The sequence below is a fragment of the Pseudomonas sp. S11P7 genome (genome assembly GCF_023195435.1).
Taxonomy (GTDB): domain Bacteria; phylum Pseudomonadota; class Gammaproteobacteria; order Pseudomonadales; family Pseudomonadaceae; genus Aquipseudomonas; species Aquipseudomonas fluorescens_G.
Genome location: NZ_JALPKS020000002.1, coordinates 4,274,471 through 4,298,763, shown reverse-complemented (window position 1 = coordinate 4,298,763; position 24,293 = coordinate 4,274,471). Strand labels below are relative to the sequence as shown.

Below are 24,293 nucleotides of genomic sequence, written 5' to 3'. Positions count from 1 at the left end.
ACAAAGCAGGTAGAATCACGCCCTGACAAAAATCGGGGCGTTTCTTTTATGCGTATTGGCCACGGCTATGATGTGCACCGTTTCGCTGAAGGCGATTTCATTACTCTGGGCGGCGTGCGTATCGCACACGGCTTCGGGCTGCTCGCTCATTCCGACGGTGACGTCCTGCTGCACGCCTTGAGCGATGCCTTGCTCGGCGCTGCGGCGCTGGGTGATATCGGTAAACACTTCCCTGACACCGACCCGCAATTCAAGGGCGCCGACAGTCGCGTGCTGCTGCGTCATGTGGTCAGTCTGATCCACGCCAAGGGCTGGAAAGTCGGCAACGTCGATAACACCATCGTCGCCCAGGCGCCGAAAATGGCCCCGCATATCGAATCGATGCGCGCGCTGATCGCTGCGGATCTTCAAGTTGAGCTCGATCAAGTGAACGTCAAAGCTACCACCACCGAAAAGCTTGGCTTTGTCGGTCGCGAAGAAGGCATCGCCGTGCATTCCGTTGCCTTGTTGCTGCGCGCATGAACGACCTGCAATTGCTCGGCCCGCGCGCCTATGGCGAACCCCTCGGCACGGCGGTCCTGAAAGCCATCGCGGAGGATTTCCAGGTCGACGAAGTGCTCGACATTCCGTTCAGCGGCGACGGCGAGCACCTGTGGATCTGGGTGGAAAAGCGCGGTCTGAACACCGAAGAAGCCGCACGGCGTATTGCCAAGGCGGCGGGTGTGCCGTTGCGCACCGTCAGTTATGCCGGCCTCAAGGACCGTCAGGCGCTGACCCGGCAGTGGTTCAGCGTGCAATTGCCGGGCAAGGCCGATCCGGATCTGTCAGCGGCGGAAAACGACACACTGAAAATCCTCAAGACCACCCGGCACAAGCGCAAGCTGCAACGGGGCGCGCATTCGGCCAACGGTTTCACGCTGCGTCTGACCCGGTTTGCCGGCGACAAGGCTGCGCTTGAACACCGTTTGCAACTGATTGCCAAACAGGGCATCCCGAATTATTTCGGCGCTCAGCGTTTCGGTCATGACGGCGGCAATGTCGTCGATGCCCGTGGTTGGGCGGCGCGCAAGGCATTGCCGGAGCAGCGCAACGTGCGTTCGCGGCTGCTGTCGACAGCGCGCAGTTTTCTCTTTAACAAGGTGCTCGCCGCGCGGGTGGCAGACGGCACCTGGCAGAAAGCCCAGGTCGGTGATCTGCTCGCGTTCACCGATAGCCGCAGTTTCTTTCCTGCCGGCGAAGCGGAGTGCAGCGACCCGCGCCTGGCGATTCTGGATTTGCACCCGACCGGTCCGCAGTGGGGCGAAGGTGACTCCCCGGCGTCGGGGGCTGTCCATGAACTGGAGCAGGGGATCGCTGGCGCTGAAGCCGAGCTGCGCGATTGGCTGGTCAATGCCGGAATGAGCCACGAACGGCGCATCCTGCGGCTGCCCATTGGCGGGTTGACGTGGCATTATCCCCAGCCTGACATTCTGCAACTGGAATTCGTCCTTCCGGCCGGATGCTTCGCCACCGTATTGGTGCGCGAACTCGTTGATCTGGTGCCGGTGGGGCAGACGGACAGCCCATGCGTATTCTGATTTCTAACGACGATGGGGTAACTGCACCCGGTCTCGCCGCGCTTTATGCTGCGCTGGCGGATTACACCGAGTGCGTGGTTATCGCCCCTGAGCAGGACAAAAGCGGTGCCAGCAGTTCGCTGACGCTCGACCGTCCGCTGCACCCGCAATACCTGGCCAACGGCTTCATCAGCCTCAACGGCACACCGACCGACTGCGTGCATCTGGGCCTCAACGGCTTGCTGGAGCGTGAGGCGGACATGGTCGTGTCCGGCATCAACCTTGGCGCCAATCTGGGCGACGACGTGCTGTATTCCGGAACCGTGGCCGCTGCTCTCGAAGGTCGCTTTCTCGAGCGTCCATCATTTGCCTTTTCGCTGGTATCACGCCAGGTGGATAATCTGCCGACAGCGGCCCACTTCGCGCGCAAGCTGGTCGAGGCCCATGCGAGCCTCGACCTGCCGCCGCGCACGGTACTCAACGTGAACATTCCCAATCTGCCGCTCGATCATATTCGTGGCATTCAGCTGACCCGACTCGGCCACCGTGCCCGCGCGGCAGCACCGATGAAAGTGGTCGATCCGCGCGGCAAGGCCGGTTACTGGATCGCGGCAGCCGGCGATGCCGAAGACGGTGGTCCCGGGACTGATTTTCATGCGGTGATGCAAGGCTATGTGTCGATCACTCCGTTGCAGCTCGATCGCACCTTCAACGATGCGTTCAGAAGTCTTGACGGCTGGCTTGGAGGGCTGAGCTGATGGCCCGTGAACACGAAGACCGGTTGCGCAGCGGTATCGGCATGACCTCGCAGCGCACCCGCGAGCGGCTGATCCAGCGCCTGTATGAAGAAGGCGTGTCGAACGCCAAGGTGCTCGAAGTCATTCGCCGCACACCGCGTCACCTGTTCGTCGACGAAGCACTGGCCCATCGCGCCTACGAAGACACAGCGCTGCCGATCGGCAATAACCAGACGATTTCCCAGCCTTATATGGTGGCGCGCATGAGCGAGCTGCTGCTCGAGGCGGGCCCGCTGGATAAAGTGCTGGAGATCGGCACCGGATCCGGTTACCAGACCGCAGTGTTGTCGCAACTGGTCGAGCGGGTATTTTCGGTCGAGCGCATCAAGGTCCTGCAGGATCGCGCCAAGGAACGACTGGTCGAACTGAATCTGCGCAACGTGGTGTTTCGCTGGGGTGATGGCTGGGAAGGCTGGCCGGCACTGGCACCGTATAACGGCATTATCGTCACCGCCGTGGCTACCGATGTGCCACAAGCCTTGCTCGATCAACTGGCGCCAGGCGGGCGCATGGTGATCCCGGTGGGCTCGGGCGAAGTGCAGCAACTGATGCTGATCGTGCGCGAGGAAAACGGCTTTTCCCGGCACGTTCTCGGTGCAGTACGTTTCGTGCCATTGCTCAACGGACCACTCGCCTGAGCATTTATAAAAGCGTGCTGAATTCCTTTCGTTCGCCTGTGTCTTACACCGGCAGTGAAGAATTAAACGCAGCGAGTTGGCCATTGGCAAACGTGTGCGTGCAGCGATTTCGCTTCATTAAAGGTAAAGCCGATCCGGCCCGTTATACTTGCGACAACCTGGGCCGGGATGCGGCACTCGTACATTTTTCAGCCACCACAAAGGAGCGGCGGGTGAGTCTCACAGTCATAGCGCAGCGTATGGGTAACACGAGCTTTCAGCGCCTGGTGACTGGCCTTGTCTTGAGTACTTTGCTGGTCGGTTGCTCCAGCACTAAATCGAGCAACGTCCGGGTGGTCGATCGCAACAATGCCGTTGCGCAACGGCCTACCGTGACTACCGGGCAGTATGTAGTCCGTCCAGGCGATACCTTGTTTTCGATCGCCTTTCGTTACGGCTGGGACTACAAAACCCTCGCGGCCCGGAACAATATTCCTACACCGTATACGATCCATCCGGGTCAGACGATTCGCTTCGACGGGCGTAGCGGTTCAACGCCGACCGCGGTGGTCAGCAGCAGTAGTTCGTCACCTTCCTCGTCGAGCAAAACCACGGTAATCCGACGCCAGGCAAATGGCACTACAACCACTACAACCCGCGGTTCTACCGGCGTTGCACCGTCCGTCGCAAGCAAGCCGGCACCTGCGCCACTGCCTCCGGCCGGCCCGGCCCCGACCGGCTGGGGATGGCCATCTAATGGCGTTCTGATTGGAAAATTCTCTTCAAACGGTAGTTTGAATAAAGGCATTGATATCGCCGGAGATTTGGGACAGCCTGTTTTAGCTGCGTCTGATGGGACGGTGGTTTACGCCGGGAGTGGCTTAAGGGGCTACGGCGAATTAGTCATCATCAAACACAGCGAAACCTACGTCAGTGCCTACGGACATAACCGCAGGCTGTTGGTTCGGGAGGGGCAGCAGGTCAAGGTCGGACAGACAATTGCCGAAATGGGGTCAACGGGTACAGACCGGGTGAAACTGCATTTTGAGATTCGCCGCCAAGGTAAACCTGTAGATCCACTGCAGTTCCTGCCCAGACGTTGATGTGTAAGCCAGCCTGTTCCGTCGCGTAGAGGGGACAGGCTCCAGCGTTGCCAAGGATAAAGGCGTCGCTTGAGCTTGGGGTCGAACTCACCAAAGGACTATAACAATGGCTCTCAGTAAAGAAGTGCCGGAGTTTGACATCGACGATGAGGTTCTCCTTATGGAGACCGGCATCGATTCGGATTCGATGTCGAATGATGAAGGGGCTGCTCCACCTTCCGTTCGTTCCAGATCCAAACACTCCGCAACACTCAAACAACATAAGTACATCGATTACACGCGTGCACTTGATGCCACGCAGTTGTATCTCAACGAAATCGGCTTTTCCCCTCTGCTCTCCCCGGAAGAAGAAGTTCATTTTGCGCGTTTGTCGCAAAGTGGCGATCCCGCCGGGCGCAAGCGCATGATCGAAAGTAACCTGCGGCTGGTGGTCAAGATTGCCCGGCGTTACGTCAATCGGGGGCTGTCGCTGCTGGATCTGATCGAAGAGGGCAACCTCGGGCTGATCCGGGCGGTGGAAAAGTTCGATCCCGAGCGCGGCTTCCGCTTCTCGACCTACGCGACCTGGTGGATTCGTCAGACCATCGAACGCGCGATCATGAATCAGACCCGGACCATCCGGCTGCCGATTCATGTGGTCAAGGAACTCAACGTGTACCTGCGGGCTGCACGGGAGCTGACGCAAAAACTCGACCACGAACCTTCACCCGAAGAAATCGCCAACCTGCTGGAAAAACCGGTGGGCGAGGTCAAGCGCATGCTCGGCCTGAACGAGCGGGTTTCTTCGGTCGACGTCTCGCTGGGTCCGGATTCGGATAAAACCCTGCTGGACACCCTCACCGACGATCGTCCCACTGATCCGTGCGAACTGCTCCAGGATGATGACCTGTCGCAGAGCATCGACCAGTGGCTTTCGGAACTGACCGACAAGCAGCGTGAAGTGGTGGTACGTCGCTTCGGCCTGCGCGGTCATGAAAGCAGTACGCTGGAAGATGTGGGCCTGGAGATCGGCCTGACCCGCGAGCGGGTGCGGCAGATCCAGGTGGAAGGCCTCAAACGCCTGCGTGAAATCCTTGAGAAGAACGGTTTGTCGAGCGAGTCGCTGTTTCAATAAGCGGCTGGACGAACGCCGGCATAAAGCCCCGACTGGTTCGGGGTTTTTTGTTGCCTGTAGAAATGCGGCGAACTGTGATGCGGTCAAAGTGGCTGGATGAGCGAGATGTAGTCTCGCTCTGTAAGCGATTGCTTACTGTCTCGTAAGTGTTCGATATTTTTACACCGCGGCGGACGGCTATTTCGCAAATCGGAGTGATGTAACTCAATGATTAACAGGCAAATTTTCATTTATCTAAGGCGTGTGACCGGTAAAGCCTGCCCTCCAGGGCCGATTGTACCTTTCAGGAAATTCACTAGTATTTGAGTTGTGTCGACGGACAGACACGCCCTTCAAGGAGGAGGGGAACGGACATCGCAGGACGTGATTCATCAGGATGATGAAAAGGAATACAGGGAATAGGGAAAAAATGTGGGCGGGTCATACCGCCCCTTTTTTTGCCTGCAGATAAGCAAAAAGGCCCGCAAGGGCCTTTTCTTTCAAACGCGGGGCAGATCAGCGTTCGAGTTGTTCGATCTTGTTTTTCTTGCCATCCCACTCTTCAGCGTCAGGCAACGATTCTTTCTTCTCGGTGATGTTCGGCCAGATGTCAGCCAGCTCAGCATTAAGCTCGATGAAGTTTTCCATGCCAGCAGGGACTTCATCTTCCGAGAAGATGGCCACAGCAGGGCACTCTGGTTCACACAGCGCGCAGTCGATGCACTCGTCCGGGTGAATCACCAGGAAGTTCGGGCCTTCGTAAAAGCAGTCCACCGGACACACTTCTACGCAGTCGGTGTACTTGCACTTGATGCAGTTGTCGGTGACGACGAAGGTCATTTCTAATTTTCTCCTCAGGCGGCGGCAGCGTTGCCCCTTCACGGTTGGGGTCGCCAGGTTCGGGAGCGATACCTGCTGGCCAGGCTATGAGCCAGCAGCATCCCGAACCGCGCGAGATTCTAACAGCTTGAAGCGATTTGCGTTATATCCGCTTCTTCAGTGCTTATATCCGGTTCTTCAGTGCATAGAGCATTTCGAGCGCGCGGCGCGGGGTCATGTCGTCCAGATCGACTTTCGCCAGTTCATCCAGCACCGGGTGCGGCAGGCTGGCGAACATGTCGCTTTGCTGCGGCGCTGCGGGTTTGCCTTTGGCGGCCGGTTTTGGCGCCTCGTGGGGCAGCGCGGTGTCTTCCAGACGACTCAGATGCTCACGGGCGCGCACGATCACTTCGCTCGGCACGCCGGCCAGTTGCGCCACGGCCAGACCGTAACTCTGGCTGGCCGGCCCGGGCAGCACATGGTGCAGGAACACAATGCGCTCGTTGTGCTCGGTGGCGTTGAGATGCACGTTGGCCACCAACGGTTCGGCCTCCGGCAACACGGTCAGTTCAAAATAGTGGGTCGCGAACAGCGTGTAAGCGCGCAGGTGCGCCAGACGTTCAGCCGCAGCCCAGGCCAGCGAAAGGCCATCGAAGGTGCTGGTGCCGCGACCGACTTCGTCCATCAATACCAGGCTGCGTTCGGTGGCGTTGTGCAGAATGTTGGCGGTTTCACTCATCTCGACCATGAACGTCGAGCGACCACCGGCGAGGTCATCGCTGGAGCCGATCCGGGTGAAGATGCGGTCGACCAGCGACAGTTCGCAACTTGCCGCCGGCACGAAGCTGCCGATATGCGCCAGCAGTACGATCAGCGCAGTCTGGCGCATGTAGGTGGATTTACCGCCCATGTTCGGACCGGTAATCACCAGCATGCGCGTGTTGTCGTCCAGGCTCAGGTCGTTGGCCACGAACGGCGTGGTCAGCACTTGCTCGACCACCGGATGGCGGCCCTGAGTAATGCGCATGCACGGCTCGCTGACGAAGCGCGGGCAGTTCAGGTCGAGGTTCAGTGCACGCTCGGCGAGGTTGCTCAGCACGTCCAGTTCGGCCAGCGCGCCGGCGGTGTCCTGCAGCGGTGGCAACTGGCTGATCAGATCTTCGAGCAGGGCTTCGTAAAGCATCTTTTCGCGCGCCAACGCACGGCTCTTGGCGGAGAGTGCCTTGTCTTCGAACTCCTTCAGCTCAGGAGTAATGAAGCGCTCGGCGCCTTTCAAGGTCTGGCGACGGATGTAGTCGGCCGGCGCCGACTCGGCCTGCTTGCTCGGCAGTTCGATGAAATAGCCGTGAATGCGGTTGTAACCGACTTTCAGGTTGGCCAGGCCAGTGCGGGCCTTTTCCCGGGCTTCGAGATCGATCAGGAACTGACCGGCGTTTTCACTCAGCGATTGCAGTTCGTCGAGCTCACTGTCGTAACCGGTTTTCAATACGCCGCCATCGCGGATCACTGCGGGCGGGTTATCGATGATGGCTTTTTCCAGCAAGGCCGCCAGTTCCGGATAAGTGCTGGTGACGGTTGCCAGGGTTTGCAGGTGCGGCGCTTCCAGATCGGTCATCGCCACTTGCAGTTCCGGCAGCGCACCGAGCGCATCGCGCAGACGCGCAAGGTCACGCGGGCGCGCGTTGCGCAAACCGATACGCGCGAGAATCCGTTCGATGTCGCCGATTTCCTTGAGCTGCGGCTGCAGCTGTTCGAAGCGATAGCGATCAAGCAGACAGGTAATCGACGTCTGACGCGCCAGCAGTACGGTCAGATCGCGCAGCGGGCGGTTCAGCCAGCGGGTCAGCAAGCGGCTGCCCATGGCGGTCTGGCAGCGATCGACCACCGATTGCAGGGTGTTGTCGCGGCCGCCGGCCAGGTTGGTGTCGAGTTCCAGATTGCGCCGGCTTGCACCGTCGAGCACCACGGTGTCATCCAGACGTTCGTGACGCAGGCTGCGCAGGTGGGGCAGGGCGGTGCGCTGGGTTTCCTTGGCATACGCCAGCAGGCATCCGGCTGCACCGATGGCCAGGGTCAGGTTCTCGCAACCAAAGCCTTTCAGATCCTGGGTGGAAAACTGCTGGCAAAGGCTTTTCAGCGCCGAGTCGCGCTCGAAATCCCACGGCGCACGACGGCGCACGCCACGGCGTTTTTCCGCCGGCAGGTCCTTCGGCCAGTCATCGGGAATCAGCAGCTCAACCGGATTGACCCGCTCCAGTTCCGCCAGCAGGTTTTCCCAGCCCTTGATCTCCAGCACAGTGAAATTGCCGCTGGTGATATCCAGCACCGCCAGGCCGAACAGGCGCTCGTCACCCAGCACCGCTGCGATGAGGTTGTCGCGGCGCTCATCGAGCAACGCTTCGTCGCTGACCGTCCCCGGCGTGATGATCCGCACCACCTGACGCTCGACCGGGCCTTTGCTGGTGGCCGGGTCGCCGACCTGCTCACAGATCACCACCGACTCGCCGAGCTTGACCAGCTTCGCCAGATAACCTTCTGCGGCGTGATAAGGAATGCCGCACATCGGAATCGCCTGTCCCGCCGATTGCCCGCGGGCAGTCAGCGTGATGTCGAGCAGCTTGGCCGCCTTCTTCGCGTCCTCATAGAAGATCTCGTAAAAGTCGCCCATGCGGTAGAACATCAGCTGATCCGGGTGCTGATTCTTCAGGCGCCAGTACTGCTGCATCATCGGGGTGTGGCTTGAAAGGTCGGTCATACGCGGGGTTCAGCTCTACCTGTCTATTTGACAATTCACATTTGTCTAATACTACAGGGATTTGCGGACTAATTCTCGGTTGCACCCGCTGTACTCTGCGCGCAAAAAGCCAGCTTGGCTTCAGTCTGTGTGAGAAATTCACGCGCGTTTCGGCCGCGAGGGATCCGAAATAGGAGGCGGACGGAGGCCTGATATCACTCACTCGATTGACCTAGTTGTCTAGTTCTGCTATTAGCAACCAAAATGTGGCCAAGATGGTCGCTGCTACTGCGATGGAGAGTAGGCGTTGAAGAAGGCAGCATTGGATAAGGATCGATCGCGTCACCGTGCAGGAGTAGCGCGGTGGATGAATGAGCAGGATCGTAAGTTTCGTGTGTATGGTGCTGTAAGTGTTTCAACCTCAGGACGTGCGCATAATAGCGGCCGACGAGCTAAGATTACCGCTCCGCCGATAATATCCATCTATGATTTTAGTGCCCAGCGTTCGGACGCATTTAAGCGTACCATGCAGTTTCTTACAGATATTAAGAAGTATTACAGAAGCAAAAACTGCTTCGTCGATTTTAGTGATACCGTAACTGTCACTGCTGCTGCGATTGTTGTGGTTTATGCGGCGATAGAGCAGGCCGGTATTGGTCGAAAGGGTAAGGCAGAGATAATTTGGTCTAAGTCGGATAGAGTAAACCGGCAGTTGCGGCTTAGTAACTTGTCCAGATTGATTCGAGGGCACAAGATATCTTATGCACTCGATAGCGTTAGTCATATGCCAATAGTTTCAAGTGTTGGCGGTGAAATGAGCGATAATGTCGTAGATTTCATACAAAACAGAATCTACACAGACATGAGTGCCAAAATCGAGCATAGATATGGTGATGCTGTTTCAGAGACAATCAATAATGTTGGGTCTCATGCTTATCCGTTAAGTAATGATGATGAGAAAAAGTGGTGGTTGATATGCCATACCATGGGGAAAAAACTCTATTTGGCGATTTATGATACCGGGGTCGGTATTCCGAAAACCGTTATAGAAAGACGATGGTTTATGGAAGCTTTCAAATTCACATATCCTCAAGCATTCAAGGAAATGCTGGCTGAAAACCCCGGAAAAGAAGCTCATCTTCTTACTAGAATCATACCTGCGCGGATCAGCGATCATGAACTGATCGGAATGTCCATGAAAGGGGATGTTTCAGGGACGAAAAAGAAAAACGTGGCCAAGGTAGCAAGAGTATTTTAGCATTGGTTGAGGAAACGTCTGGAGGCCTCCTCTGGGTGTTTAGTAATAACGGTGTTTATAGGTTCGACCAGGCTCTAAAAAAACCGGAAATCTATTCTTTGCCTATGTCGTTTCCTGGAACGTTAGTTCAGTGGAATATTGAGTTGCCATAATTATGTTTACAATTAACGTAGTCAAAGATTTCAGCAAAAAACCTTATGGCCGTTATCCAAACGAGGGTGATTGTGGGCAAACATTTCGACGTGAAAAGCTTGTCCCTGCGTTAAGGGATCATCATAAAGTGCATGTTGTACTGGATGGGTATAATAGATATGGTCGGTCTTTTCTAGATGAGGCTTTTGGAGGTCTCATTCGTGAGGAGAATTTCAAATGGTCAGAACTCAAGGAACGGTTAACTTATAGTCATTCGCAAGTCAAAAGTATCGAGTTGTTGATTGAGGAAAGACTTGAAGCTGCCAGGAAGGCATGTGAATGAATTTCGATAATGTACCAGCGCAAATGATTGCTCTAGTCTTTGGCTGGTCTTTTACAGTCTTTTGCAGCATCGCTCCAATCATAGGGGCAGAATCGCTAAAGCGAAAAGATAAAGTCATAGACAAGCTCGAAGCTCTAGCTGGTTGGGTGGAGTCGGAAATAAAGAAGGATAATTTTTCATCTGCGAATACAGAAATCACTTACTCTGGAATGATTTCGCAAATTGAAGTTAGAATCGCGCAGCTCAATTATCATGTTGGGAAGAATATTTTTGATGGCTCAAAGCTCGCGATATTGAGGGATATCGAAATTCACTCTAAGGCGTCTTTTAATGCTGATACGCCCTATAAGATAAGGGAGGCGGTTTCTGATATTGTTGAGAATATTGAAGTTTGCTGTGATGCTGAGTATTTTTCAAGAAAAGGCGTACGTGCAAGATTTAAGAGGGGTACACTTTTACTTAATGAGTATGTGCAAACTTTCAAAGGTGGGCTGTTAGTTTTAACTATCATTCTGCTCTGTCTCGCCATCTACCAGTTCTGGCATAAATATTTGTCCCGTCCGGTGGGAACGTGTGTTTATGGCGAGCAATGTCATTTAGCTCCTGGGCTTATCGCTCCTCCCAATAATTCACCTATCAAATTTCTTGAGGAGCAGAAGAAATCTCTATCGAGTGAGTCTGCATTGTAATACCTGATCATTATGTGACAGATTTCTTCGGCATCGTAGGAGGTAGGCCGATGTTAAGTTTGCGCAGGCGGAGGTAGCGCTGCGTCATCTTGGCGTCCGTATGTCCACCGAGTTTCTGTGCGTCGTTGCCCTGGTCGTCGGTATCAGAAAGCGACTTGGCGCGCAGGTCGTGCAGACTCGCATCTTCGACGCCGGCCTTCTTGCAACTGATCGCGAAAGCATCTTTCACCGAGCTGTAGTGCACCGGCTTACCCCCGCGCGGAGAGCAGAACAGCGTGAGCCCACGAATCTTCCGAGGCAACGCTTTCACCCGGGCGATCAGATCCTCCAGATCGGGAGTCATTTGCACCAGTAGCCTGGCGTTCGTCTTCTCTTGCTTGAAGGCGATACCCTCCGGGCTGATATCAGCCAAGCGAATGGCCAAGACGTCACCAATGCGCTGACCGGTCAGGTAGCACATTTCGTAGATGACTCGCATGTTGTCGCTGGAGTTGGCGCAGATCGCTTGGAACTCACCGTGGGTGATGTAGCGATCGCGCTTGTGTTCCAGGTGGCGTCGGACGCCGATGCATGGATTAGAGTCGACGATCTGCTGCTCCAGCGCGTAGGTGAAGACGGCGCGCAACACCGAGATAACTCTGTTCGACATATTTGGTGTATCCGCCATGTGCATCTTGAGCGCGACGACGTGACGCTGCAGGACTTCCCGGGGTTCGAAGTCGGCGAAGGTTTCCTTCAAGCGGTCACATGCGGCCTGGTACTGCTTGAGGGTGTTGGGCTTGAGAGGCGGCTTCGTTCTTGTGCGCATATGCTCGAGAGCGTCGTCGATCAACTTGGGCATACCACCCTGGCTGCCCTTGTCCAACAGCTTTGCGTACTCGGCCAGCGATGCCTGAAAGTCGGTGCCCAGACGCAACCACTTCCCCTTGCGTACCAGGTAATAAGCACCATGCTTTTGGTACATGCACGCCGGCAGGTGCCGGTCCTTCTTGCGCGGACGCATCGATTTTCACCTCAACCCAGCCGAAGCTCCGGCCCCTTCCTTGATTGAATTCCACCCAGCCGCCCGATGACAACCTGGCGCAGCACCTTTGGATGCCCATCACCACCAACCGCGAACCCGTATCGTTCTGCGGTCAGCCACCTTATCTGTGCTCCCGGCTTTTTATAGCCGGTCAGGTCGGCGACTTCCTCTACTGTCAAAAACATACCCACCTCCTGACGTGTCACGACACGGTTTCCTCACTGGTATTGTGCATTGATATTGCTACCAGCTCTGCCACCAGCGCATCGGTGCGCCCGTAGAACTTGCCAGCTTCCTCATTCACGAATCGTTCGATCACACTGGCCACCGCCGACGAGTTGGAAAGCCCGCGCAGATCCGTGTCTGCTGTTGGTGCGTCTGTCGATGGGGCGTGCACGAAGGCGCCGGCCTTGATCTGCAGGGTACGCACCGGCCGAACAGCCTTTTCCTTGCTCGTCCAATTCGTGTCCGGAGTGCACCAGGGCAGCATGTGGAGACACCATGCGCTGCCTGCGGATGACTTCTGCGTGCTCGACCAGTATTCGCGCAATGCGAATGCCTGGGCTGGCCCGCCCGCACCATCCGCAGGCCAATGCTTGCCCCACGGCTCGAGCTGCAGCAGGTTGGCTCGCATCACCTGCAACTCTTCGATGGCCGGGATGTGCCACCCACGGGTCCCACGGATCGACATGGTCAGCACCTTCTGCGCGATCGCGCTTCCGGCCTCGGCCATTGCCCGGGTGTTGGCCAAACCGTCGTGGTAGGACTTGCTGCCTCGAACATTCAATCGCGGGCCTATCCGGTCCCACCATTGCGCGGGCATTTCGAACTCGCGACCGGCGTCGATGAGCGCGTGCTCAGCGCCACCAAAGAACAGGCGTCCAGCGAAGAAGCCGCCGGCGAATGGCTGGCCGATTGCGGGCAGTGCCGCTGGGGAAATTGCCAGATGCTTGGTCATTTACCCTCTCCCGATTCACCTACCGCGCGCAGCTTGAGCGAGATCCCGCAGGCGCCAGCCAACTTGGCCAGCTCGCTGACTGTGGTGCTGGGCTCTTGAAGGGCCTGGCCGAAACGAACGAGGCGGGCGCCCAGGCTTGCAAACTCGTTACCCGCGGTGACGCTCTCACGGTCGCGTTCCAGGAAACTGTTCGGGCTGTTCATAGATTGAACCTCTCATCCTGTGGGAGCGGAGTGGCCACCGAAATCCCTTTCTCAGTCACTGAACTGGCCTGAGACGCCCGGCCTGCCTCACGCTCGGCAGTGCCGTTCTGTGGGAGCGAACTATCTGGCAAGCAACTGATGCCGCCTTGCGGGGTGATCCAGCAAGTGACCTTACGGCTTGAGTCATGTTGAACATCGATCATCACTTGTCGCTGATCGGCGCCGGCGATCCCAGCGATCATCAGAAGCATCGCCGGAAGTGCCGGGATGATATTCAGACTTCTTTTCATGGCTTCACTTTCTCCAGGCAAGCCGGTAGCCCGCCGAGTAACTTGGCAATCAATTAAAGTTGGTTTGTTACTTGTCGGGAGTTATGCCTTGAACAGGCTGAACACTTCCCGCTTTGCCTTGCCTACCATCCCGGTAAGTGCTGAGACTTTCACCTGAGCGTCGGTGTGTCGCTTCGCCTGATCAGCATCCAGCTCGGCAAATCGCGTGTTCTTCATCACTTCCTGGCACTTGCTGAACTCCCGGCGCACGCCGCGCATTGCAGTGTCTACAGCGATGAATGCCTGATCAGACGGCGGAACAATTCGATAACCTTGACCACGCACAGAAACCACAAAAATCTGATGCTGAGTGAGCAGGGCGGATTTGAATTGCTCGACGCGATCAAGGATCACGAACTGGCAGTTGACCATCTCCTGAGCCGTCTTCGGCTTAGGCAAGTTCAGCGCCCATTCCAGCCAGGCATGGCTGATCAGTTGGCCGTCGGCGAAATTGTCGGCGAAGAACAGCTCCAGAGCCTTGTCCAAGCTCCAGGTATTCGGTTTCAGAGGGACGATGCTCATCACAACACCTCTACGGTGAAGCGGCCAAACTTCGGGCGGTAATCGCCGACGCCGCAGTATTGGCCGGCGTCTTCCAGACATTTCAAGACCTGGGCGCGGTCAATCGATTCCTGATCAAACGCGATCTCGCAGGTTGTCGACCATTCGCGAAACAGTGGGCGATATCGAGTGATCCGGGCGGTACCGACTTTGACCGAGCGTGCATCGTAGAATGCGGAATCCCACAGACCCTCAACGGTGCGTGGACCCTCATAAATCAGTGGGCACCGGGTGTCCATGATCTCGACCGAGCGCTTGAGCTGTGAGCCGAGCTTCGACAGTTTGCCGCCAGCGACCAAGGCGGATTCGATGTTCACGCCAGGCAAGAACGGGCCGATATCGTCATCGAAGTAAAGCCCACCACGCCATTCGCTACGAGCAATCAGCTCGTGATCCTCATCCGACTTTTTGCGTTTTGCCGTCAGCTGCTTGTGCGCTTTGGTCAATTTATTGAGCGGGTCCGCGAAGACGTCCGCATGCTGAAGCAAGGGCCGAGTTCCGACGATTTTCACTTTGATGACTTGCATGATGATGCCTCTCTGTGCGGATCGCTCGTGTGCCTATGAGCCCTATGCCCTGCACGGTGATATGCGATCTGGTGAACCTGAAAGCAGCCTCAGCGAAGCGGCTTTCAGGTTGTCACTGGATGAGCGCCAGTGACCTCGCTGCGGCTTACCGCCCTTGCCAAGCCACGCCGAGCCACGCCGGACCCCGCCTTGCCTCGCCGTGCCGTGAGATGCTTTCGCACCGCACTGAGTTCTCGAAAGAAAACCCAGTACGCTGACCAGCAGCCCATGCCATACCCCAGCTCGCCCAACCTAGCCGCACCAGGCCTCGCCCCGCCATAAGTGACTATTGCCACCGGAAAGCCCCCTCGTAGAAGGGGCAGACCGCTGTAAACAGCCCTTGCGTTACCCAGCCTTGCCGAGCCCAGCCGCGCCGTACCTGGCCGTGCCACGTTGTGCTTGCGCACCGGACAACCCTCTCCGCAAATGAGCTCGCCGCTGATCAAGCGATTGCGCATGCCTCTGCTCGGCGGACGGTCAGGCGCACTTCTGCACGACGCTCACTTGGGCGGCGGATGCGCCCGAACTGTTCGGTGTTAGCTTGCTGGGCGACCATCACCATGCACAGCAGGACGACGAGGGGCGCGATGATCTGACGCTTGAATGCCTCCATCACGAGGCCGCGCATCGTTTTGACACCAAGCTTGAAGCGGGCGCTTTCAAGACGTTTTTCAGCGGTGGCTGGACTGATACCCATTGCACGACCAATTTGCTTCACCGTCATATCGGCAGCAGCCCACAGGGTGGCTTCAAGCTCGCGAGGAGCCAAGCCCATCTTGAGGTTGCCCTGCCAGTTACCGGCGGTGAGAGTGCTGGTGGTCATTTCGTGAGGCTCCATGCTAGATACGATGGAGTAAAATTACCAAAGGTAATTATTTTAGTAAATACCTTTGGCAATATTATTTTTTGTTGGCCAAAAAAAACCGCTCACAGCGGCGGCTTTTTGTGACTAAGGTCTGGATACCCTCACGCTCCCCCGCGCCATACCACTCTTCCAATCAATGGGAGATCGCCGGCTGCTGAACTCGGGATAACCTCGTCGGGGAATAGCTGCTTGTCCTGGTTGTCGCATCTGAGCGTCCAGTTTCCGGAAATTTGCTGCGCTACCCGCCTGACGCTAGTCCTACCGTCAGGCATGCGGACGAGATAGACCTCGCCATCCTTTAGGGCCGGCTTGTACGTGTCAATCATGACCACGTCGCCGGACAAAATATGGGGGGCCATACTGTCGTCGCCGGCGTAGACGATGTTGAGACTGCTAAACGAAACCCCCATTTCTTGGAGCCAGCCGCGCCTGAACACCATGCCTTCAGTTAGTCCGCGATGTTCGTCGTTCACGTTCGGAACAAAAGAGTTATCGTCTAAATACTGCGGTATCAGGACATATTGCTCGCGTGGCGGGGCATCAATGATGCGAGCGGCTTTAGCCCAGGTTGTTCGAAACGAGTCTGCGGTGACGCGCGACGACGCGACCATCTCTATGATCGCCGCTAAGCGCGGACTGAAGTCCGAAACCGGCACATCCAAAATTTTGGCGAATGCAGCCGCGATCTCGGTGTTCAGCGGATTCACACCGTTCAGATAGTGTGAGACAGAGCTTTGGTTGATGCCGAGTTGCTCAGCCAGTTTTTCCTGAGTCAGCTTCAGCTGTTTCTTTTTGGCTGTGAAAATTGCCTTCAAACGTAGGCATTCTTCTTTGCGGTCAGCAGGTAATGGTTTTTTCATCGGTCGATAATATTCCCATCGGTAATAGTTTAACAAATGCCAAAGGTATTGCTTTGTGAAAATGCCAAAGGTACTATTTTGGCAAAGTTCTGTTTGGAGATTTGCTGTGAAACATATCCAGCTGAAAGATTTCGCGAAGGCTCGCGGCCAGCCAGAGGCAGCATCTCTTTTGGGAATTACCCAAGGTGCGCTGAGCAAGGCTTTACGCGTGGGCCGCGACGTTTTTGTCATCGAGCACGCTGATGGCAGGTTTACCGCGTTTGAAACCAGGAGCTTTCCATCGCGGATCAGCTCAAATCCGCGTGTTGCCCCGACCATGAGCCAAAAGATACGCGCCTCATTGCTGCTTGAAGAGTCTGGCGAACCAGCTGTTTATTTATCCAGTGCTGGCCAGTGAGCACGAAAGTTTTGGAATGCGGCCACGTCAATTATTCCGCGCATGCGCGGTTTCCCAAGCTATTTGTGTGTCATTACCGCCAAATCGCGTGTGGTTTCAGCCAAATGGCTCTATGCCGAAATTTTCTTTCCTTATCGGGGGTAGTGGACAAGCACTACCTAGGTAAAGGCAGGAAATTTCGGAGGAATCACATAATGCCGCTCGCATGCGTACTCGAAAACTCGCCCCTCCTGAGGCCCTCGATTCATGGGTACCTTACGGATTTACACAATATGGGTGAAAAGGAAGGCCCTCGCCAGGGCCTGTTGAGCGACTTCCACTGGTTGGCTTTTGCCTGCCCAATGAAAAGGAATACGGCATGAGCCAGAACGCCCCCGCCAAGTTTTTGCTGTCCGGCTGACCTTTCTCCGGGCAACAAAAAGCCCGCTGTAGGAAGCGGGCTTATCACGCCACTCGGTAGGACGAGTGGTTATGTACTTCTTCGTTCTGGAGAACGATATGACGCACCCGAAAAATAGCACCGGACATGACCGGATGCAACAGCAGATGCTCACCACGCATTCGGATTTCTACCACCAAAGCGTCAGCGCAGACGGCATTCACTCGCGTCCTCTTCTTGCTGTTCAGGCCGGGCAAGACTGCGAGGAGGCTTTGAATTCCGCCTCGATGCTGCTCGGTGCGGTCGATGAAATCATGACAGCGCTCACTGACGAGGGGATGGAAACGAACGCCATCTTCGGCTTGCGCTTTCTGATTGAGAGCTCCAAAGCTCTGGTGGACTCGACCACCAATGCCGTGATGCATGCGAAAAGCCAAGGCGGTGCCCAATGAGCGCGCCGGTATCGATCGACGTAATTGAAGCGCAGCGCAACCACCGGGCAGGCCTTGGTGCTTACCACCTGGCGAAACTGCTTCGCGAAAACCATGGGACGGGCGACACCGCCGAGCAACGTGCCCTTTCACCGAACGAGGAATACGGAGTGCTGTTGGCGCTTGAGTTCATCACGTACAGCCTGTACGCGACGCTTGAGAACCAGATGCTTGACGCAGAATCGGCGGAGGCACAGCCATGACTTCGATTTCTGTTGATCGCCTCAAGATCGAGGCAGAGGCCATGAGTCAGGCCGGTTACTTCGTTGATGCGCTGGCGAAGTTCATCGGCACAGTGGGCGCCCATGACCCGGAGCTGTGCGACCAGGCACTTGACGGTTATGTGGTTGGTGGCTTGGCGGCAGGCCTGCGACTGATCGGCAGCGAGCTGATGAACCGTGGAGATGAGTTCGCCACGCTCATTGCCAAGTCCGAGAATGTCGGGGGAGGTGTTCAATGAACCTGACTCCCTTCAATTTCAGCGGCGCCGAGATCCGCGTGATCACCGATGACCGGGGCGAGCCATGGTTTGTCGCCAAGGACGTCGCCGATCTGCTTGAGTATTCCAACCCTCATGAGGCTGTCCGCACGCATTGCAAGGGGGTGAGGGAAATCCTCATCCCTTCCGCGGGCGGCGATCAGATGACGAAAGTCATGCCTGAGCGGGATGTTTACCGACTGATCATGCGTTCGAAGATGCCAGCGGCGGAGGCCTTCGAAGAGTGGGTGGTGGGCGAGGTATTGCCCAGCATTCGCAAGACGGGCAGTTATCAGCAACCGATGACGCCAGGCGAGCAACTGTTGGCGCAGGCTCAAGCGGTGATCAACGTCGAACGCCAACAGGCGGAGCAGCAGGTCGCGCTGGCGCGGATCGAGACGCGCGTGGCCAACGTAGAGCAGGTCCGTTACCTCGACTCGCGGCCGGCCGGTTTCGAATCCATGACCACCATCCGCGAGCGAATCAACTTGCGTCATGGCATCCCACCCTGGGTGATCAACGCCGTGATGCGCGATATCCCGGGCGCGCCGCTGCCGTTCGCCATGGTTCGTAGCGCCCACGCCGACGACGGCGCCCAGCCATACGCGATCTGGCCAACGGCCGATATCACCCGTCGCTTCGACCGGTTCGTTGCCGAGTGCACCTTCGAAACGGCCGAGCGCGCCACCCACCCCGATGTTCAGCAAGGCCGGTTCAAGCTGCGCCAGAGGACTTCAGCATGACTGAGAAAAAAGCGAATTCGACCACGGAGCCTACCGTTATCGATGAGGCGTACATGGAGCGCTTCACGAACGACCAGCTCGCATACAAGGCATGGACCGGCGCGGTCTTGGTGCAAGAGATCCTTTTCGACGAAGAGGGCATCGAGTACTGCATGCAGGACGCCAAGTTTGAGGCGGCGCACGCGGCGTTGGCACTGCGCGTGCTGGTGCGCCGACTGACTGGCATGAACCCGGACGAACTCCAGAAGGCTGTGCAGCAAAGGCAGCTTGAAGTTCTGGTGCTGGACCCTGAAACGCCTCAACTCCCTGCTTGGGAGACAGTGCAATGAACGGCCTCCCGCATATTTCATCCACCGTGCAAGGTGCGGTCTCGGTGATTGCCGGCCCGTGGCCAAGCTACAGCCAATTCAGGGGGCTGCCAGAGCGCGATCGCTGGGTTCTGTATGGATCGGCCAAGGCCTACCGCCAAGCGCTGGAACATCAGGGGCTGGTGATGGCTGAGACCTACGACGCCTTCGTTCGTCGCGTTACGGGGGAGCTGGATCTATGAGCATCCAATCCATGGTGTGGGCGCTGGAACAGCAGGAGATCAAAGACTCCACATGCCGGCACGTCCTGCTCTGCCTGGCCAACTACGCAGGCAGCGATGGGCGTGGAGCCTTCCCTTCCGCCCTGACCCTGGCGGTCGACACCGGTCTCTCCGAACGCACGGTGCGTTACAAGCTGGATGCGTTGGAGTCTGCTGGCTTGATTCGCCGTGGCAACCAGTCAATCGCGGCCGCATACATCGACCGCCACGACCGTCGCCCAGTCGTGTATGACCTCATCGAAAAACGGGGTGCACCAGATGCACCCCGCTCCGAACGGGGTGCAGATGAAGACGCGACGGGGTGCAGCTCAGAACAGAACGGGGTGCAAATGACGACAGAACGGGGTGCAGCAGCTGCACCCAATACGTCATCTATCCGTCATCTATCCGTTAATAAACCAAAAGAAGGCGCAGGCAAGTCTGCTGGGTCTAGAGGGAAGACTGGCAAGTTCGATCCGCTCACTGCCAAACCGGCGAACGCTTCCGAAAAAGCGTGGGCGGACTTCTGCGAAATGCGGAAGGCCAAACGGGCGCCTCTGACACTCCGTGCCTGCGAGCTGATCGCCAAGAAGCTGGCCAACCATCCTGAGCCGGACGCCGTGCTGGATAAGTCCACCACGAGCAGCTGGTCGGATATCTATCCCGAGTCGGTTCTGCCAGGCGCTGGCGCGAAGGGCGGGAAGCCTTCGACCTTCACCAACCTGCCGCAACACGAAGCAAACGCTTATCCGGAGGTGCCACATGGCCAAACCAATTTCTAAGTTCAGCCGCGTGCCGGATGTTCGCTTCTTTGAGGCGCAGTGCCCGGTGCATGGCACGGTCGACGGTGCTGAGGTCGAGCAGTTCGACGGGGCCTATCTGGTGCGCGCTTGCCGCCGGTGCCAGTGGGAGGCGATGAACACCGCCGACAAACGCAGCGAAGCTCACACCGACGCTCTGGCTCGTCGTAAAGCGACGACGCTGAACGAGCTGCTGATCGGGTCGGGAATTACGCCGCGGTTTGCGGAATGCACGCTGGATAACTTCACCACTGGCGCGGTGCTCGAAAAGGTCCGCGCCTTGTCGACCTGTCAGTCGTACGTTGATCAGTTTGAAGAGAACTACCGCGCCGGCCGCTCCCTGATCCTTTCCGGCAACGTAGGTACCGGGAAAACGCACCTGGGCTCCGGTATGGTTCAGCACGTCATTCGGAAGTTCAGCGCCACGGGGTTGATCGTCTCGGCTGCAGAGATCATCCGCATCGCCAAGGGCGCGATGGTGCGCGGTGCTGACTACACCGAGCGCGACGTGATCAACGAACTGGCGAGCCTGGACCTGCTGGTGATCGACGAGATCGGCGCGCAGAAGGGGAGCGAATACGAGCTGGGCTTGCTGCACGAAATCATCGATCGCCGGTATCAGCTTGTCCTGCCCACTGTGGCGGTGTCCAACCTGCCGGCCAGCTCCCTGGGCCAGTTCATCGGCGACCGCGCGCTCGATCGCCTGCGTCAGAACGGTGGTCAGGCCGTCGGCTTCAGCTGGTCCTCGATGAGGGCCACCGCATGAGTGAATATCGCGAACTGTTCAGCGATGAGGCTGAACACGCTTTGCTGGGGGCGATGCTGCTGGATGGCGAGCTATTCGAGGCCATCACCAGCCAGGTCTCGGCGGCGGACTTTCACGATCCGGAGAATGCCGCCCTCTTCCAGACGATGATCGGCTGTCATGCCGCTGGAAGCCCGGTTGACCCGGTCACGCTGCACGACTTCGCTGAATACCTGCCGAGCGGCACGCGCACGCTGGCCTACGCCGCCGAGCTGGCGCGCAACACCCCCAGCACCGCCAACTGGAAGGCCTACGCCAAGGTGGTGACAGAGCGCGCCGTGCTGCGCCGCCTTGTGGACGCTGCCGACGCGGTGCGCGAGTTGGCCACCGAGAAACGGCCGGTCCCCGAGATCATCGCCAGCGCTCAGCAGGCAATGGCGGATCTGCGCGACTTACAAACCGGAGAGCCGGACTACAAGCGCATGGACGAGGTGGTGACGCGCAACATCGACATCATCGATTCCAAGTTCAACGGCACGCTGCAATCTGGCTTGTCGACCGGGCTGGTGGATCTGGACAAGCTGATCCGCGGACTGCGGAAAAAGACCGTCACCATCGTGGCCGGTCTGCCGGGGAGCGGGAAAACCACGCTCGGCCTGCAGATCGCCCAGCACATCGCGTGCAGCGGCGCCGGCGTCGGCATGGTGTTCTCGTTGGAAATGCCGGAGGAGGAGCTGGGCAATCGTGCACTGGCTTCAATCGGCAGTATCGATCTGCGAAAACTCGATGATGGGCAGCTGCAGGACGATGACTGGCCGCGGCTGACCTCGGCTGTGAGCAAGATCCTCGATGTGCCGCTGTTCGTTTGCGACAAGTCCGGGCTGACGGTGGCGCGCATTCGCAGCATCGCCCGCCAGGTGCAGCGCGCTCATGGGCTCGACGTGGTGGTGATCGATTACATCGGCCTGATCGGCTCCGACGGTAAGTCGTTCAACCGCACCTCTGAGCTGGGCAAGATCTCCACCGCAATCGTGAACATCGCAAAGGAGCTGGAGGTGCCGGTGATCCTGCTGGCGCAATTGAACCGCAACTCGACGAACCGCCCGGGCAAAAAGCCGATCGCCTCCGACTTGCGCGACTCAGGGCAGATCGAGGCTGACGCCCACTGCATCATCCTCGTTCACCGTGACATGGACAGCGAGGAAGGCCAGAACGGCGTCACCGAGTTGATCATGCCCAAGTGCAGGCACGCGCCGGTCGGCTCCTGCCTCGTCCAGCAGCAGGGCCAGTACGCCCGCTTCGTCAACTTTGCCGGTAACCGCGAGCCGAGTAACGAGGAGGTCGAAATGGGCCGCTCGTTCGCCAGTCAGTACAGGGGGAAAAAGCATGATTTCCGAAGTGCAAAAGCTGTTTCGCCGGTTGACCGGTGATAGATCGCTCGAACCGGGCCACGTCGCCATTCACTTGCCCAAGACCGCTGGCGCGCCAACTGACGAAACAATGAAAGTGGAGGTTGAACAATCCCCATCGCTGGAGCACGGAAGGGCATACATCCTCCCGAAAGGTGCGGTGGTGGTGAAGGCCCCCGAGTATCTGGAAGCTGAATTAATCGCAGCGTCTATCCGTGACTTTCCAGATGATTGGGCCTGGGCGCGGAAGGGGTACGACATCCTGCACGTGCCGAGCGGTTTCCGGCTCTGGGTCGCGAACGAGGACTATGGCCTTGCCGAGGTGCATGAAAACAACGGCAAGACGGACTTCTCGAAAGCAGAACAGCAAATCATTTGGCCCGCGGTCAAGGACTGGCTGGGCCACCGGAAAACTGTTTTCACTGGGCGCCCGCCAAAGGCGACCATCATCGGCCGGGATTCCACCTACTGCTGTTTTGCCAAAGGCAGGCCATGGATGGGCATTGGCAGTTCGCCGGCGGCAGCGTATCGAGCGTGGAACCTCGCGCTTTCCGCCCAAGCCCGGAACAACATGAATACCGACGAATATCTGAAAGTCTGGAGTGCCACGCTATGAACAACGTAACGGCGGCGCTGCCGCGCAAAAGCCTGACCCCAGTCGAGTGCCAGTTCCTGAAACAGGGCAATCGCCTGCTGCTGGAAAAGACCAATGGCCGAATCGGCTCGGCGGCGTTCATGGACATCATTGCCGACTGGCACGCGTCCCGCGCCAACCTGGGCTTCGAGGACTTCGCCCGGCGCTGGATTATTGAAGGCAACGCAAAAAACAAGATCGCCAACAAGCTGCTGCGGGAGCTGTTCGGCATGGATGAGCCAAACCCGAGGAAGGCAGCATGAAAAAACGAACGTACGCAGACAAGCCATTGGGTGACACTGAATACTTACTGGAGCAGTGGGGCTGGTGGCGCATGGATGGAATGGGTGTGCCCCGGTACGTGTCACCGCTGTACGCGCTGATCCGTGACAACAACGTGACCGAGGGCGGCGTGAAGAATTATTGCGTCACGGATGACACGGCCTTGGTGGTTGATCGCGCGGTGGCGAAGTTGGCTCAGCGTGATGAACAGATGGGTAATTTCATCTGGCTGTACTTCGGCGCGAAGTGGACGATGGTCAGGGTTGGCGAGTCGGCGAGGATGTCCGAACGCTCAGCGCGGGAGGTGATCAAGGCCGGTGTTGCGTGGATTGATTGCGCGATCGAGGAGATTCGCCTCGCAGCGTAAAAAGTTCTTTCCTGCCGGATAAACACCTGTTTTCATGGCACCGTGTTCAGCTTTTCAAGCGCGACACAACAGAGAAAGCCCGGCCATTGCGTCGGGCTTTTTCGTTTCAGGAAGGTGTTGTAGTCTTGTCGTGGCCACTTGGCATCAATTGCAAGGATTCGCTCATGAAAAGAAACAACGCGCTGGCCAAAGAAATACTCGAAGTTATATCCACCGAAGATAACGGAGGTGGAGGGCTTTATCGCAGCGAGATTCTCGGCGTTTTCGCTGAGAAATATGACCACCAAGGAAATGGCCTTGAACCAGCAGTGAGTTATCACCTGCACCTTCTTGAAACGGCAGGTTTCGTGAAGGTCACGCGCGTTGATCATGACGACGACAACTTTGAGATGACCTGGGCTGGCCACGATTTTATTGAAGCCAACTAGCCGGCGATTAGCACCAGCCCTCTGTACCCTTTTCAAGCCTCGGCATCCGCCGGGGCTTTTTCGTT

At 57.4% G+C, this 24,293-nt stretch carries 34 protein-coding genes; 23 read left to right on the top strand and 11 right to left on the bottom strand.

The features are described 5' to 3' along the window. The first annotated feature begins 48 nt into the window (after positions 1-48). The 6 genes from ispF to rpoS all read left to right on the top strand — a co-directional run bounded on the left by ispF (position 49) and on the right by rpoS (position 5,187). The gene (gene ispF, locus M0746_RS19945) at positions 49-522 is read left to right on the top strand and encodes a 2-C-methyl-D-erythritol 2,4-cyclodiphosphate synthase (RefSeq protein WP_007954821.1); all 474 of its coding nucleotides are present in this window, start codon (positions 49-51) and stop codon (positions 520-522) included. Next, positions 519-1,577 (top strand): tRNA pseudouridine(13) synthase TruD, encoded by a 1,059-nt coding sequence (gene truD, locus M0746_RS19940; RefSeq protein ID WP_258450353.1) that lies wholly within the window; start codon positions 519-521, stop codon positions 1,575-1,577. The genes ispF and truD overlap by 4 nt, the downstream gene beginning before the upstream one ends. Then, the gene (gene surE, locus M0746_RS19935) at positions 1,565-2,314 is read left to right on the top strand and encodes a 5'/3'-nucleotidase SurE (protein ID WP_090282021.1); all 750 of its coding nucleotides are present in this window, start codon (positions 1,565-1,567) and stop codon (positions 2,312-2,314) included. The genes truD and surE overlap by 13 nt, the downstream gene beginning before the upstream one ends. Positions 2,315-2,355: 41 nt before the next feature. Beyond that, positions 2,356-2,991 carry a protein-L-isoaspartate(D-aspartate) O-methyltransferase gene (locus M0746_RS19930; RefSeq protein ID WP_172828219.1) on the top strand — a complete coding sequence of 212 codons (636 nt, stop codon included), beginning with the start codon at positions 2,356-2,358 and terminating at the stop codon, positions 2,989-2,991. 212 nt (positions 2,992-3,203) lie between these two features. Further along, positions 3,204-4,073 carry a peptidoglycan DD-metalloendopeptidase family protein gene (locus tag M0746_RS19925; RefSeq protein WP_208941136.1) on the top strand — a complete coding sequence of 290 codons (870 nt, stop codon included), beginning with the start codon at positions 3,204-3,206 and terminating at the stop codon, positions 4,071-4,073. A 106-nt stretch (positions 4,074-4,179) separates the two neighbouring features. Next, on the top strand, positions 4,180-5,187 hold the full coding sequence (rpoS, locus tag M0746_RS19920; protein ID WP_090282024.1) for an RNA polymerase sigma factor RpoS: 1,008 nt from the start codon (positions 4,180-4,182) through the stop codon (positions 5,185-5,187). Positions 5,188-5,682: 495 nt separating this feature from the next. Here the strand turns inward: rpoS and fdxA are convergent, their stop codons facing one another. Beyond that, positions 5,683-6,006: a ferredoxin FdxA gene (fdxA, locus tag M0746_RS19915; RefSeq protein ID WP_208938525.1), complete on the bottom strand. Its 324-nt coding sequence runs from the start codon at positions 6,004-6,006 to the stop codon at positions 5,683-5,685. A gap of 163 nt (positions 6,007-6,169) precedes the next feature. Continuing rightward, positions 6,170-8,740 carry a DNA mismatch repair protein MutS gene (mutS, locus tag M0746_RS19910; protein ID WP_258450352.1) on the bottom strand — a complete coding sequence of 857 codons (2,571 nt, stop codon included), beginning with the start codon at positions 8,738-8,740 and terminating at the stop codon, positions 6,170-6,172. A 346-nt stretch (positions 8,741-9,086) separates the two neighbouring features. Between mutS and M0746_RS19905 the strand changes: the two genes are divergently transcribed. From M0746_RS19905 to M0746_RS19895, 3 genes are all read left to right on the top strand, one after another. Continuing rightward, the gene (locus tag M0746_RS19905; RefSeq protein ID WP_258450351.1) at positions 9,087-9,977 is read left to right on the top strand and encodes a hypothetical protein; all 891 of its coding nucleotides are present in this window, start codon (positions 9,087-9,089) and stop codon (positions 9,975-9,977) included. Positions 9,978-10,131: 154 nt separating this feature from the next. Further along, the gene (locus M0746_RS19900; RefSeq protein WP_258450350.1) at positions 10,132-10,452 is read left to right on the top strand and encodes an STAS-like domain-containing protein; all 321 of its coding nucleotides are present in this window, start codon (positions 10,132-10,134) and stop codon (positions 10,450-10,452) included. Further along, positions 10,449-11,141: a hypothetical protein gene (locus M0746_RS19895; protein ID WP_258450349.1), complete on the top strand. Its 693-nt coding sequence runs from the start codon at positions 10,449-10,451 to the stop codon at positions 11,139-11,141. Before M0746_RS19900 ends, M0746_RS19895 begins: the two co-directional genes overlap by 4 nt. A 10-nt stretch (positions 11,142-11,151) precedes the next feature. Here M0746_RS19895 and M0746_RS19890 read toward each other — a convergent pair whose 3' ends face one another. From M0746_RS19890 to M0746_RS19850, 9 genes are all read right to left on the bottom strand, one after another. Beyond that, positions 11,152-12,144: a tyrosine-type recombinase/integrase gene (locus M0746_RS19890; RefSeq protein ID WP_258450348.1), complete on the bottom strand. Its 993-nt coding sequence runs from the start codon at positions 12,142-12,144 to the stop codon at positions 11,152-11,154. 11 nt (positions 12,145-12,155) lie between these two features. Beyond that, positions 12,156-12,350 carry a DUF4224 domain-containing protein gene (locus tag M0746_RS19885; RefSeq protein WP_258450347.1) on the bottom strand — a complete coding sequence of 65 codons (195 nt, stop codon included), beginning with the start codon at positions 12,348-12,350 and terminating at the stop codon, positions 12,156-12,158. A 17-nt stretch (positions 12,351-12,367) separates the two neighbouring features. Next, positions 12,368-13,123: a hypothetical protein gene (locus M0746_RS19880; protein WP_258450346.1), complete on the bottom strand. Its 756-nt coding sequence runs from the start codon at positions 13,121-13,123 to the stop codon at positions 12,368-12,370. Continuing rightward, entirely contained in the window at positions 13,120-13,326 is a 207-nt protein-coding gene (locus M0746_RS19875) for a hypothetical protein (RefSeq protein WP_252885304.1), read from the bottom strand. The genes M0746_RS19880 and M0746_RS19875 overlap by 4 nt, the downstream gene beginning before the upstream one ends. Then, positions 13,323-13,616: a hypothetical protein gene (locus M0746_RS19870; protein WP_258450345.1), complete on the bottom strand. Its 294-nt coding sequence runs from the start codon at positions 13,614-13,616 to the stop codon at positions 13,323-13,325. Before M0746_RS19870 ends, M0746_RS19875 begins: the two co-directional genes overlap by 4 nt. An 81-nt stretch (positions 13,617-13,697) precedes the next feature. Beyond that, positions 13,698-14,141, bottom strand: a complete 444-nt coding sequence (locus tag M0746_RS19865) for a hypothetical protein (protein ID WP_258450344.1) — start codon at positions 14,139-14,141, stop codon at positions 13,698-13,700. A 35-nt stretch (positions 14,142-14,176) separates the two neighbouring features. Then, positions 14,177-14,743, bottom strand: a complete 567-nt coding sequence (locus tag M0746_RS19860; RefSeq protein ID WP_232392799.1) for a hypothetical protein — start codon at positions 14,741-14,743, stop codon at positions 14,177-14,179. A 481-nt stretch (positions 14,744-15,224) separates the two neighbouring features. Continuing rightward, positions 15,225-15,605: a LuxR C-terminal-related transcriptional regulator gene (locus M0746_RS19855; RefSeq protein ID WP_258450343.1), complete on the bottom strand. Its 381-nt coding sequence runs from the start codon at positions 15,603-15,605 to the stop codon at positions 15,225-15,227. Positions 15,606-15,748: 143 nt separating this feature from the next. Continuing rightward, positions 15,749-16,507, bottom strand: coding sequence for a LexA family transcriptional regulator (locus M0746_RS19850; protein ID WP_258450342.1), 759 nt, complete (start codon positions 16,505-16,507; stop codon positions 15,749-15,751). Between the two features lie 61 nt (positions 16,508-16,568). Between M0746_RS19850 and M0746_RS19845 the strand changes: the two genes are divergently transcribed. From M0746_RS19845 to M0746_RS19780, 14 genes are all read left to right on the top strand, one after another. Then, entirely contained in the window at positions 16,569-16,904 is a 336-nt protein-coding gene (locus tag M0746_RS19845; RefSeq protein WP_342454969.1) for a Cro/CI family transcriptional regulator, read from the top strand. Positions 16,905-17,375: 471 nt separating this feature from the next. Then, positions 17,376-17,735 (top strand): DUF3077 domain-containing protein, encoded by a 360-nt coding sequence (locus tag M0746_RS19840; RefSeq protein WP_258450341.1) that lies wholly within the window; start codon positions 17,376-17,378, stop codon positions 17,733-17,735. Then, positions 17,732-17,977: a hypothetical protein gene (locus M0746_RS19835; RefSeq protein ID WP_258450340.1), complete on the top strand. Its 246-nt coding sequence runs from the start codon at positions 17,732-17,734 to the stop codon at positions 17,975-17,977. The genes M0746_RS19840 and M0746_RS19835 overlap by 4 nt, the downstream gene beginning before the upstream one ends. Further along, the gene (locus M0746_RS19830; protein ID WP_258450339.1) at positions 17,974-18,234 is read left to right on the top strand and encodes a hypothetical protein; all 261 of its coding nucleotides are present in this window, start codon (positions 17,974-17,976) and stop codon (positions 18,232-18,234) included. Before M0746_RS19835 ends, M0746_RS19830 begins: the two co-directional genes overlap by 4 nt. Then, on the top strand, positions 18,231-18,995 hold the full coding sequence (locus M0746_RS19825) for a BRO-N domain-containing protein (protein ID WP_258450338.1): 765 nt from the start codon (positions 18,231-18,233) through the stop codon (positions 18,993-18,995). The genes M0746_RS19830 and M0746_RS19825 overlap by 4 nt, the downstream gene beginning before the upstream one ends. After that, a complete protein-coding gene (locus M0746_RS19820) occupies positions 18,992-19,324 on the top strand; it encodes a hypothetical protein (RefSeq protein WP_258450337.1) in 333 nt (110 codons plus the stop codon). The genes M0746_RS19825 and M0746_RS19820 overlap by 4 nt, the downstream gene beginning before the upstream one ends. Next, complete coding sequence (locus tag M0746_RS19815) at positions 19,321-19,545, top strand: hypothetical protein (protein ID WP_258450336.1); 225 nt, start codon at positions 19,321-19,323, stop codon at positions 19,543-19,545. Before M0746_RS19820 ends, M0746_RS19815 begins: the two co-directional genes overlap by 4 nt. Next, positions 19,542-20,345 carry a helix-turn-helix domain-containing protein gene (locus tag M0746_RS19810; RefSeq protein WP_258450335.1) on the top strand — a complete coding sequence of 268 codons (804 nt, stop codon included), beginning with the start codon at positions 19,542-19,544 and terminating at the stop codon, positions 20,343-20,345. Before M0746_RS19815 ends, M0746_RS19810 begins: the two co-directional genes overlap by 4 nt. Next, entirely contained in the window at positions 20,326-21,129 is an 804-nt protein-coding gene (locus tag M0746_RS19805; protein ID WP_258450334.1) for an ATP-binding protein, read from the top strand. The genes M0746_RS19810 and M0746_RS19805 overlap by 20 nt, the downstream gene beginning before the upstream one ends. After that, positions 21,126-22,538, top strand: coding sequence for a replicative DNA helicase (locus M0746_RS19800; RefSeq protein ID WP_258450333.1), 1,413 nt, complete (start codon positions 21,126-21,128; stop codon positions 22,536-22,538). The genes M0746_RS19805 and M0746_RS19800 overlap by 4 nt, the downstream gene beginning before the upstream one ends. Further along, the gene (locus M0746_RS19795) at positions 22,495-23,133 is read left to right on the top strand and encodes a hypothetical protein (RefSeq protein WP_258450332.1); all 639 of its coding nucleotides are present in this window, start codon (positions 22,495-22,497) and stop codon (positions 23,131-23,133) included. Before M0746_RS19800 ends, M0746_RS19795 begins: the two co-directional genes overlap by 44 nt. Continuing rightward, positions 23,130-23,414, top strand: a complete 285-nt coding sequence (locus M0746_RS19790) for a hypothetical protein (RefSeq protein WP_258450331.1) — start codon at positions 23,130-23,132, stop codon at positions 23,412-23,414. Before M0746_RS19795 ends, M0746_RS19790 begins: the two co-directional genes overlap by 4 nt. Continuing rightward, the gene (locus M0746_RS19785) at positions 23,411-23,800 is read left to right on the top strand and encodes an antiterminator Q family protein (RefSeq protein WP_258450330.1); all 390 of its coding nucleotides are present in this window, start codon (positions 23,411-23,413) and stop codon (positions 23,798-23,800) included. Before M0746_RS19790 ends, M0746_RS19785 begins: the two co-directional genes overlap by 4 nt. 164 nt (positions 23,801-23,964) lie before the next feature. Next, entirely contained in the window at positions 23,965-24,228 is a 264-nt protein-coding gene (locus M0746_RS19780; RefSeq protein ID WP_258450329.1) for a DUF2513 domain-containing protein, read from the top strand. The last annotated feature ends 65 nt before the right edge of the window (positions 24,229-24,293 follow it).

Coding starts and splice junctions, on each gene's coding strand:
- ispF (WP_007954821.1), top strand. CDS start 49: ATGCGTATTGGCCACGGCTATGATGTGCACCGTTTCGCTGAAGGCGAT.
- truD (WP_258450353.1), top strand. CDS start 519: ATGAACGACCTGCAATTGCTCGGCCCGCGCGCCTATGGCGAACCCCTC.
- surE (WP_090282021.1), top strand. CDS start 1,565: ATGCGTATTCTGATTTCTAACGACGATGGGGTAACTGCACCCGGTCTC.
- M0746_RS19930 (WP_172828219.1), top strand. CDS start 2,356: ATGACCTCGCAGCGCACCCGCGAGCGGCTGATCCAGCGCCTGTATGAA.
- rpoS (WP_090282024.1), top strand. CDS start 4,180: ATGGCTCTCAGTAAAGAAGTGCCGGAGTTTGACATCGACGATGAGGTT.
- fdxA (WP_208938525.1), bottom strand. CDS start 6,006: ATGACCTTCGTCGTCACCGACAACTGCATCAAGTGCAAGTACACCGAC.
- mutS (WP_258450352.1), bottom strand. CDS start 8,740: ATGACCGACCTTTCAAGCCACACCCCGATGATGCAGCAGTACTGGCGC.
- M0746_RS19905 (WP_258450351.1), top strand. CDS start 9,087: ATGAATGAGCAGGATCGTAAGTTTCGTGTGTATGGTGCTGTAAGTGTT.
- M0746_RS19900 (WP_258450350.1), top strand. CDS start 10,132: ATGTTTACAATTAACGTAGTCAAAGATTTCAGCAAAAAACCTTATGGC.
- M0746_RS19895 (WP_258450349.1), top strand. CDS start 10,449: ATGAATTTCGATAATGTACCAGCGCAAATGATTGCTCTAGTCTTTGGC.
- M0746_RS19890 (WP_258450348.1), bottom strand. CDS start 12,144: ATGCGTCCGCGCAAGAAGGACCGGCACCTGCCGGCGTGCATGTACCAA.
- M0746_RS19885 (WP_258450347.1), bottom strand. CDS start 12,350: ATGTTTTTGACAGTAGAGGAAGTCGCCGACCTGACCGGCTATAAAAAG.
- M0746_RS19880 (WP_258450346.1), bottom strand. CDS start 13,123: ATGACCAAGCATCTGGCAATTTCCCCAGCGGCACTGCCCGCAATCGGC.
- M0746_RS19875 (WP_252885304.1), bottom strand. CDS start 13,326: ATGAACAGCCCGAACAGTTTCCTGGAACGCGACCGTGAGAGCGTCACC.
- M0746_RS19870 (WP_258450345.1), bottom strand. CDS start 13,616: ATGAAAAGAAGTCTGAATATCATCCCGGCACTTCCGGCGATGCTTCTG.
- M0746_RS19860 (WP_232392799.1), bottom strand. CDS start 14,743: ATGCAAGTCATCAAAGTGAAAATCGTCGGAACTCGGCCCTTGCTTCAG.
- M0746_RS19855 (WP_258450343.1), bottom strand. CDS start 15,605: ATGACCACCAGCACTCTCACCGCCGGTAACTGGCAGGGCAACCTCAAG.
- M0746_RS19850 (WP_258450342.1), bottom strand. CDS start 16,507: ATGAAAAAACCATTACCTGCTGACCGCAAAGAAGAATGCCTACGTTTG.
- M0746_RS19845 (WP_342454969.1), top strand. CDS start 16,569: ATGCCAAAGGTACTATTTTGGCAAAGTTCTGTTTGGAGATTTGCTGTG.
- M0746_RS19840 (WP_258450341.1), top strand. CDS start 17,376: ATGTACTTCTTCGTTCTGGAGAACGATATGACGCACCCGAAAAATAGC.
- M0746_RS19835 (WP_258450340.1), top strand. CDS start 17,732: ATGAGCGCGCCGGTATCGATCGACGTAATTGAAGCGCAGCGCAACCAC.
- M0746_RS19830 (WP_258450339.1), top strand. CDS start 17,974: ATGACTTCGATTTCTGTTGATCGCCTCAAGATCGAGGCAGAGGCCATG.
- M0746_RS19825 (WP_258450338.1), top strand. CDS start 18,231: ATGAACCTGACTCCCTTCAATTTCAGCGGCGCCGAGATCCGCGTGATC.
- M0746_RS19820 (WP_258450337.1), top strand. CDS start 18,992: ATGACTGAGAAAAAAGCGAATTCGACCACGGAGCCTACCGTTATCGAT.
- M0746_RS19815 (WP_258450336.1), top strand. CDS start 19,321: ATGAACGGCCTCCCGCATATTTCATCCACCGTGCAAGGTGCGGTCTCG.
- M0746_RS19810 (WP_258450335.1), top strand. CDS start 19,542: ATGAGCATCCAATCCATGGTGTGGGCGCTGGAACAGCAGGAGATCAAA.
- M0746_RS19805 (WP_258450334.1), top strand. CDS start 20,326: ATGGCCAAACCAATTTCTAAGTTCAGCCGCGTGCCGGATGTTCGCTTC.
- M0746_RS19800 (WP_258450333.1), top strand. CDS start 21,126: ATGAGTGAATATCGCGAACTGTTCAGCGATGAGGCTGAACACGCTTTG.
- M0746_RS19795 (WP_258450332.1), top strand. CDS start 22,495: ATGATTTCCGAAGTGCAAAAGCTGTTTCGCCGGTTGACCGGTGATAGA.
- M0746_RS19790 (WP_258450331.1), top strand. CDS start 23,130: ATGAACAACGTAACGGCGGCGCTGCCGCGCAAAAGCCTGACCCCAGTC.
- M0746_RS19785 (WP_258450330.1), top strand. CDS start 23,411: ATGAAAAAACGAACGTACGCAGACAAGCCATTGGGTGACACTGAATAC.
- M0746_RS19780 (WP_258450329.1), top strand. CDS start 23,965: ATGAAAAGAAACAACGCGCTGGCCAAAGAAATACTCGAAGTTATATCC.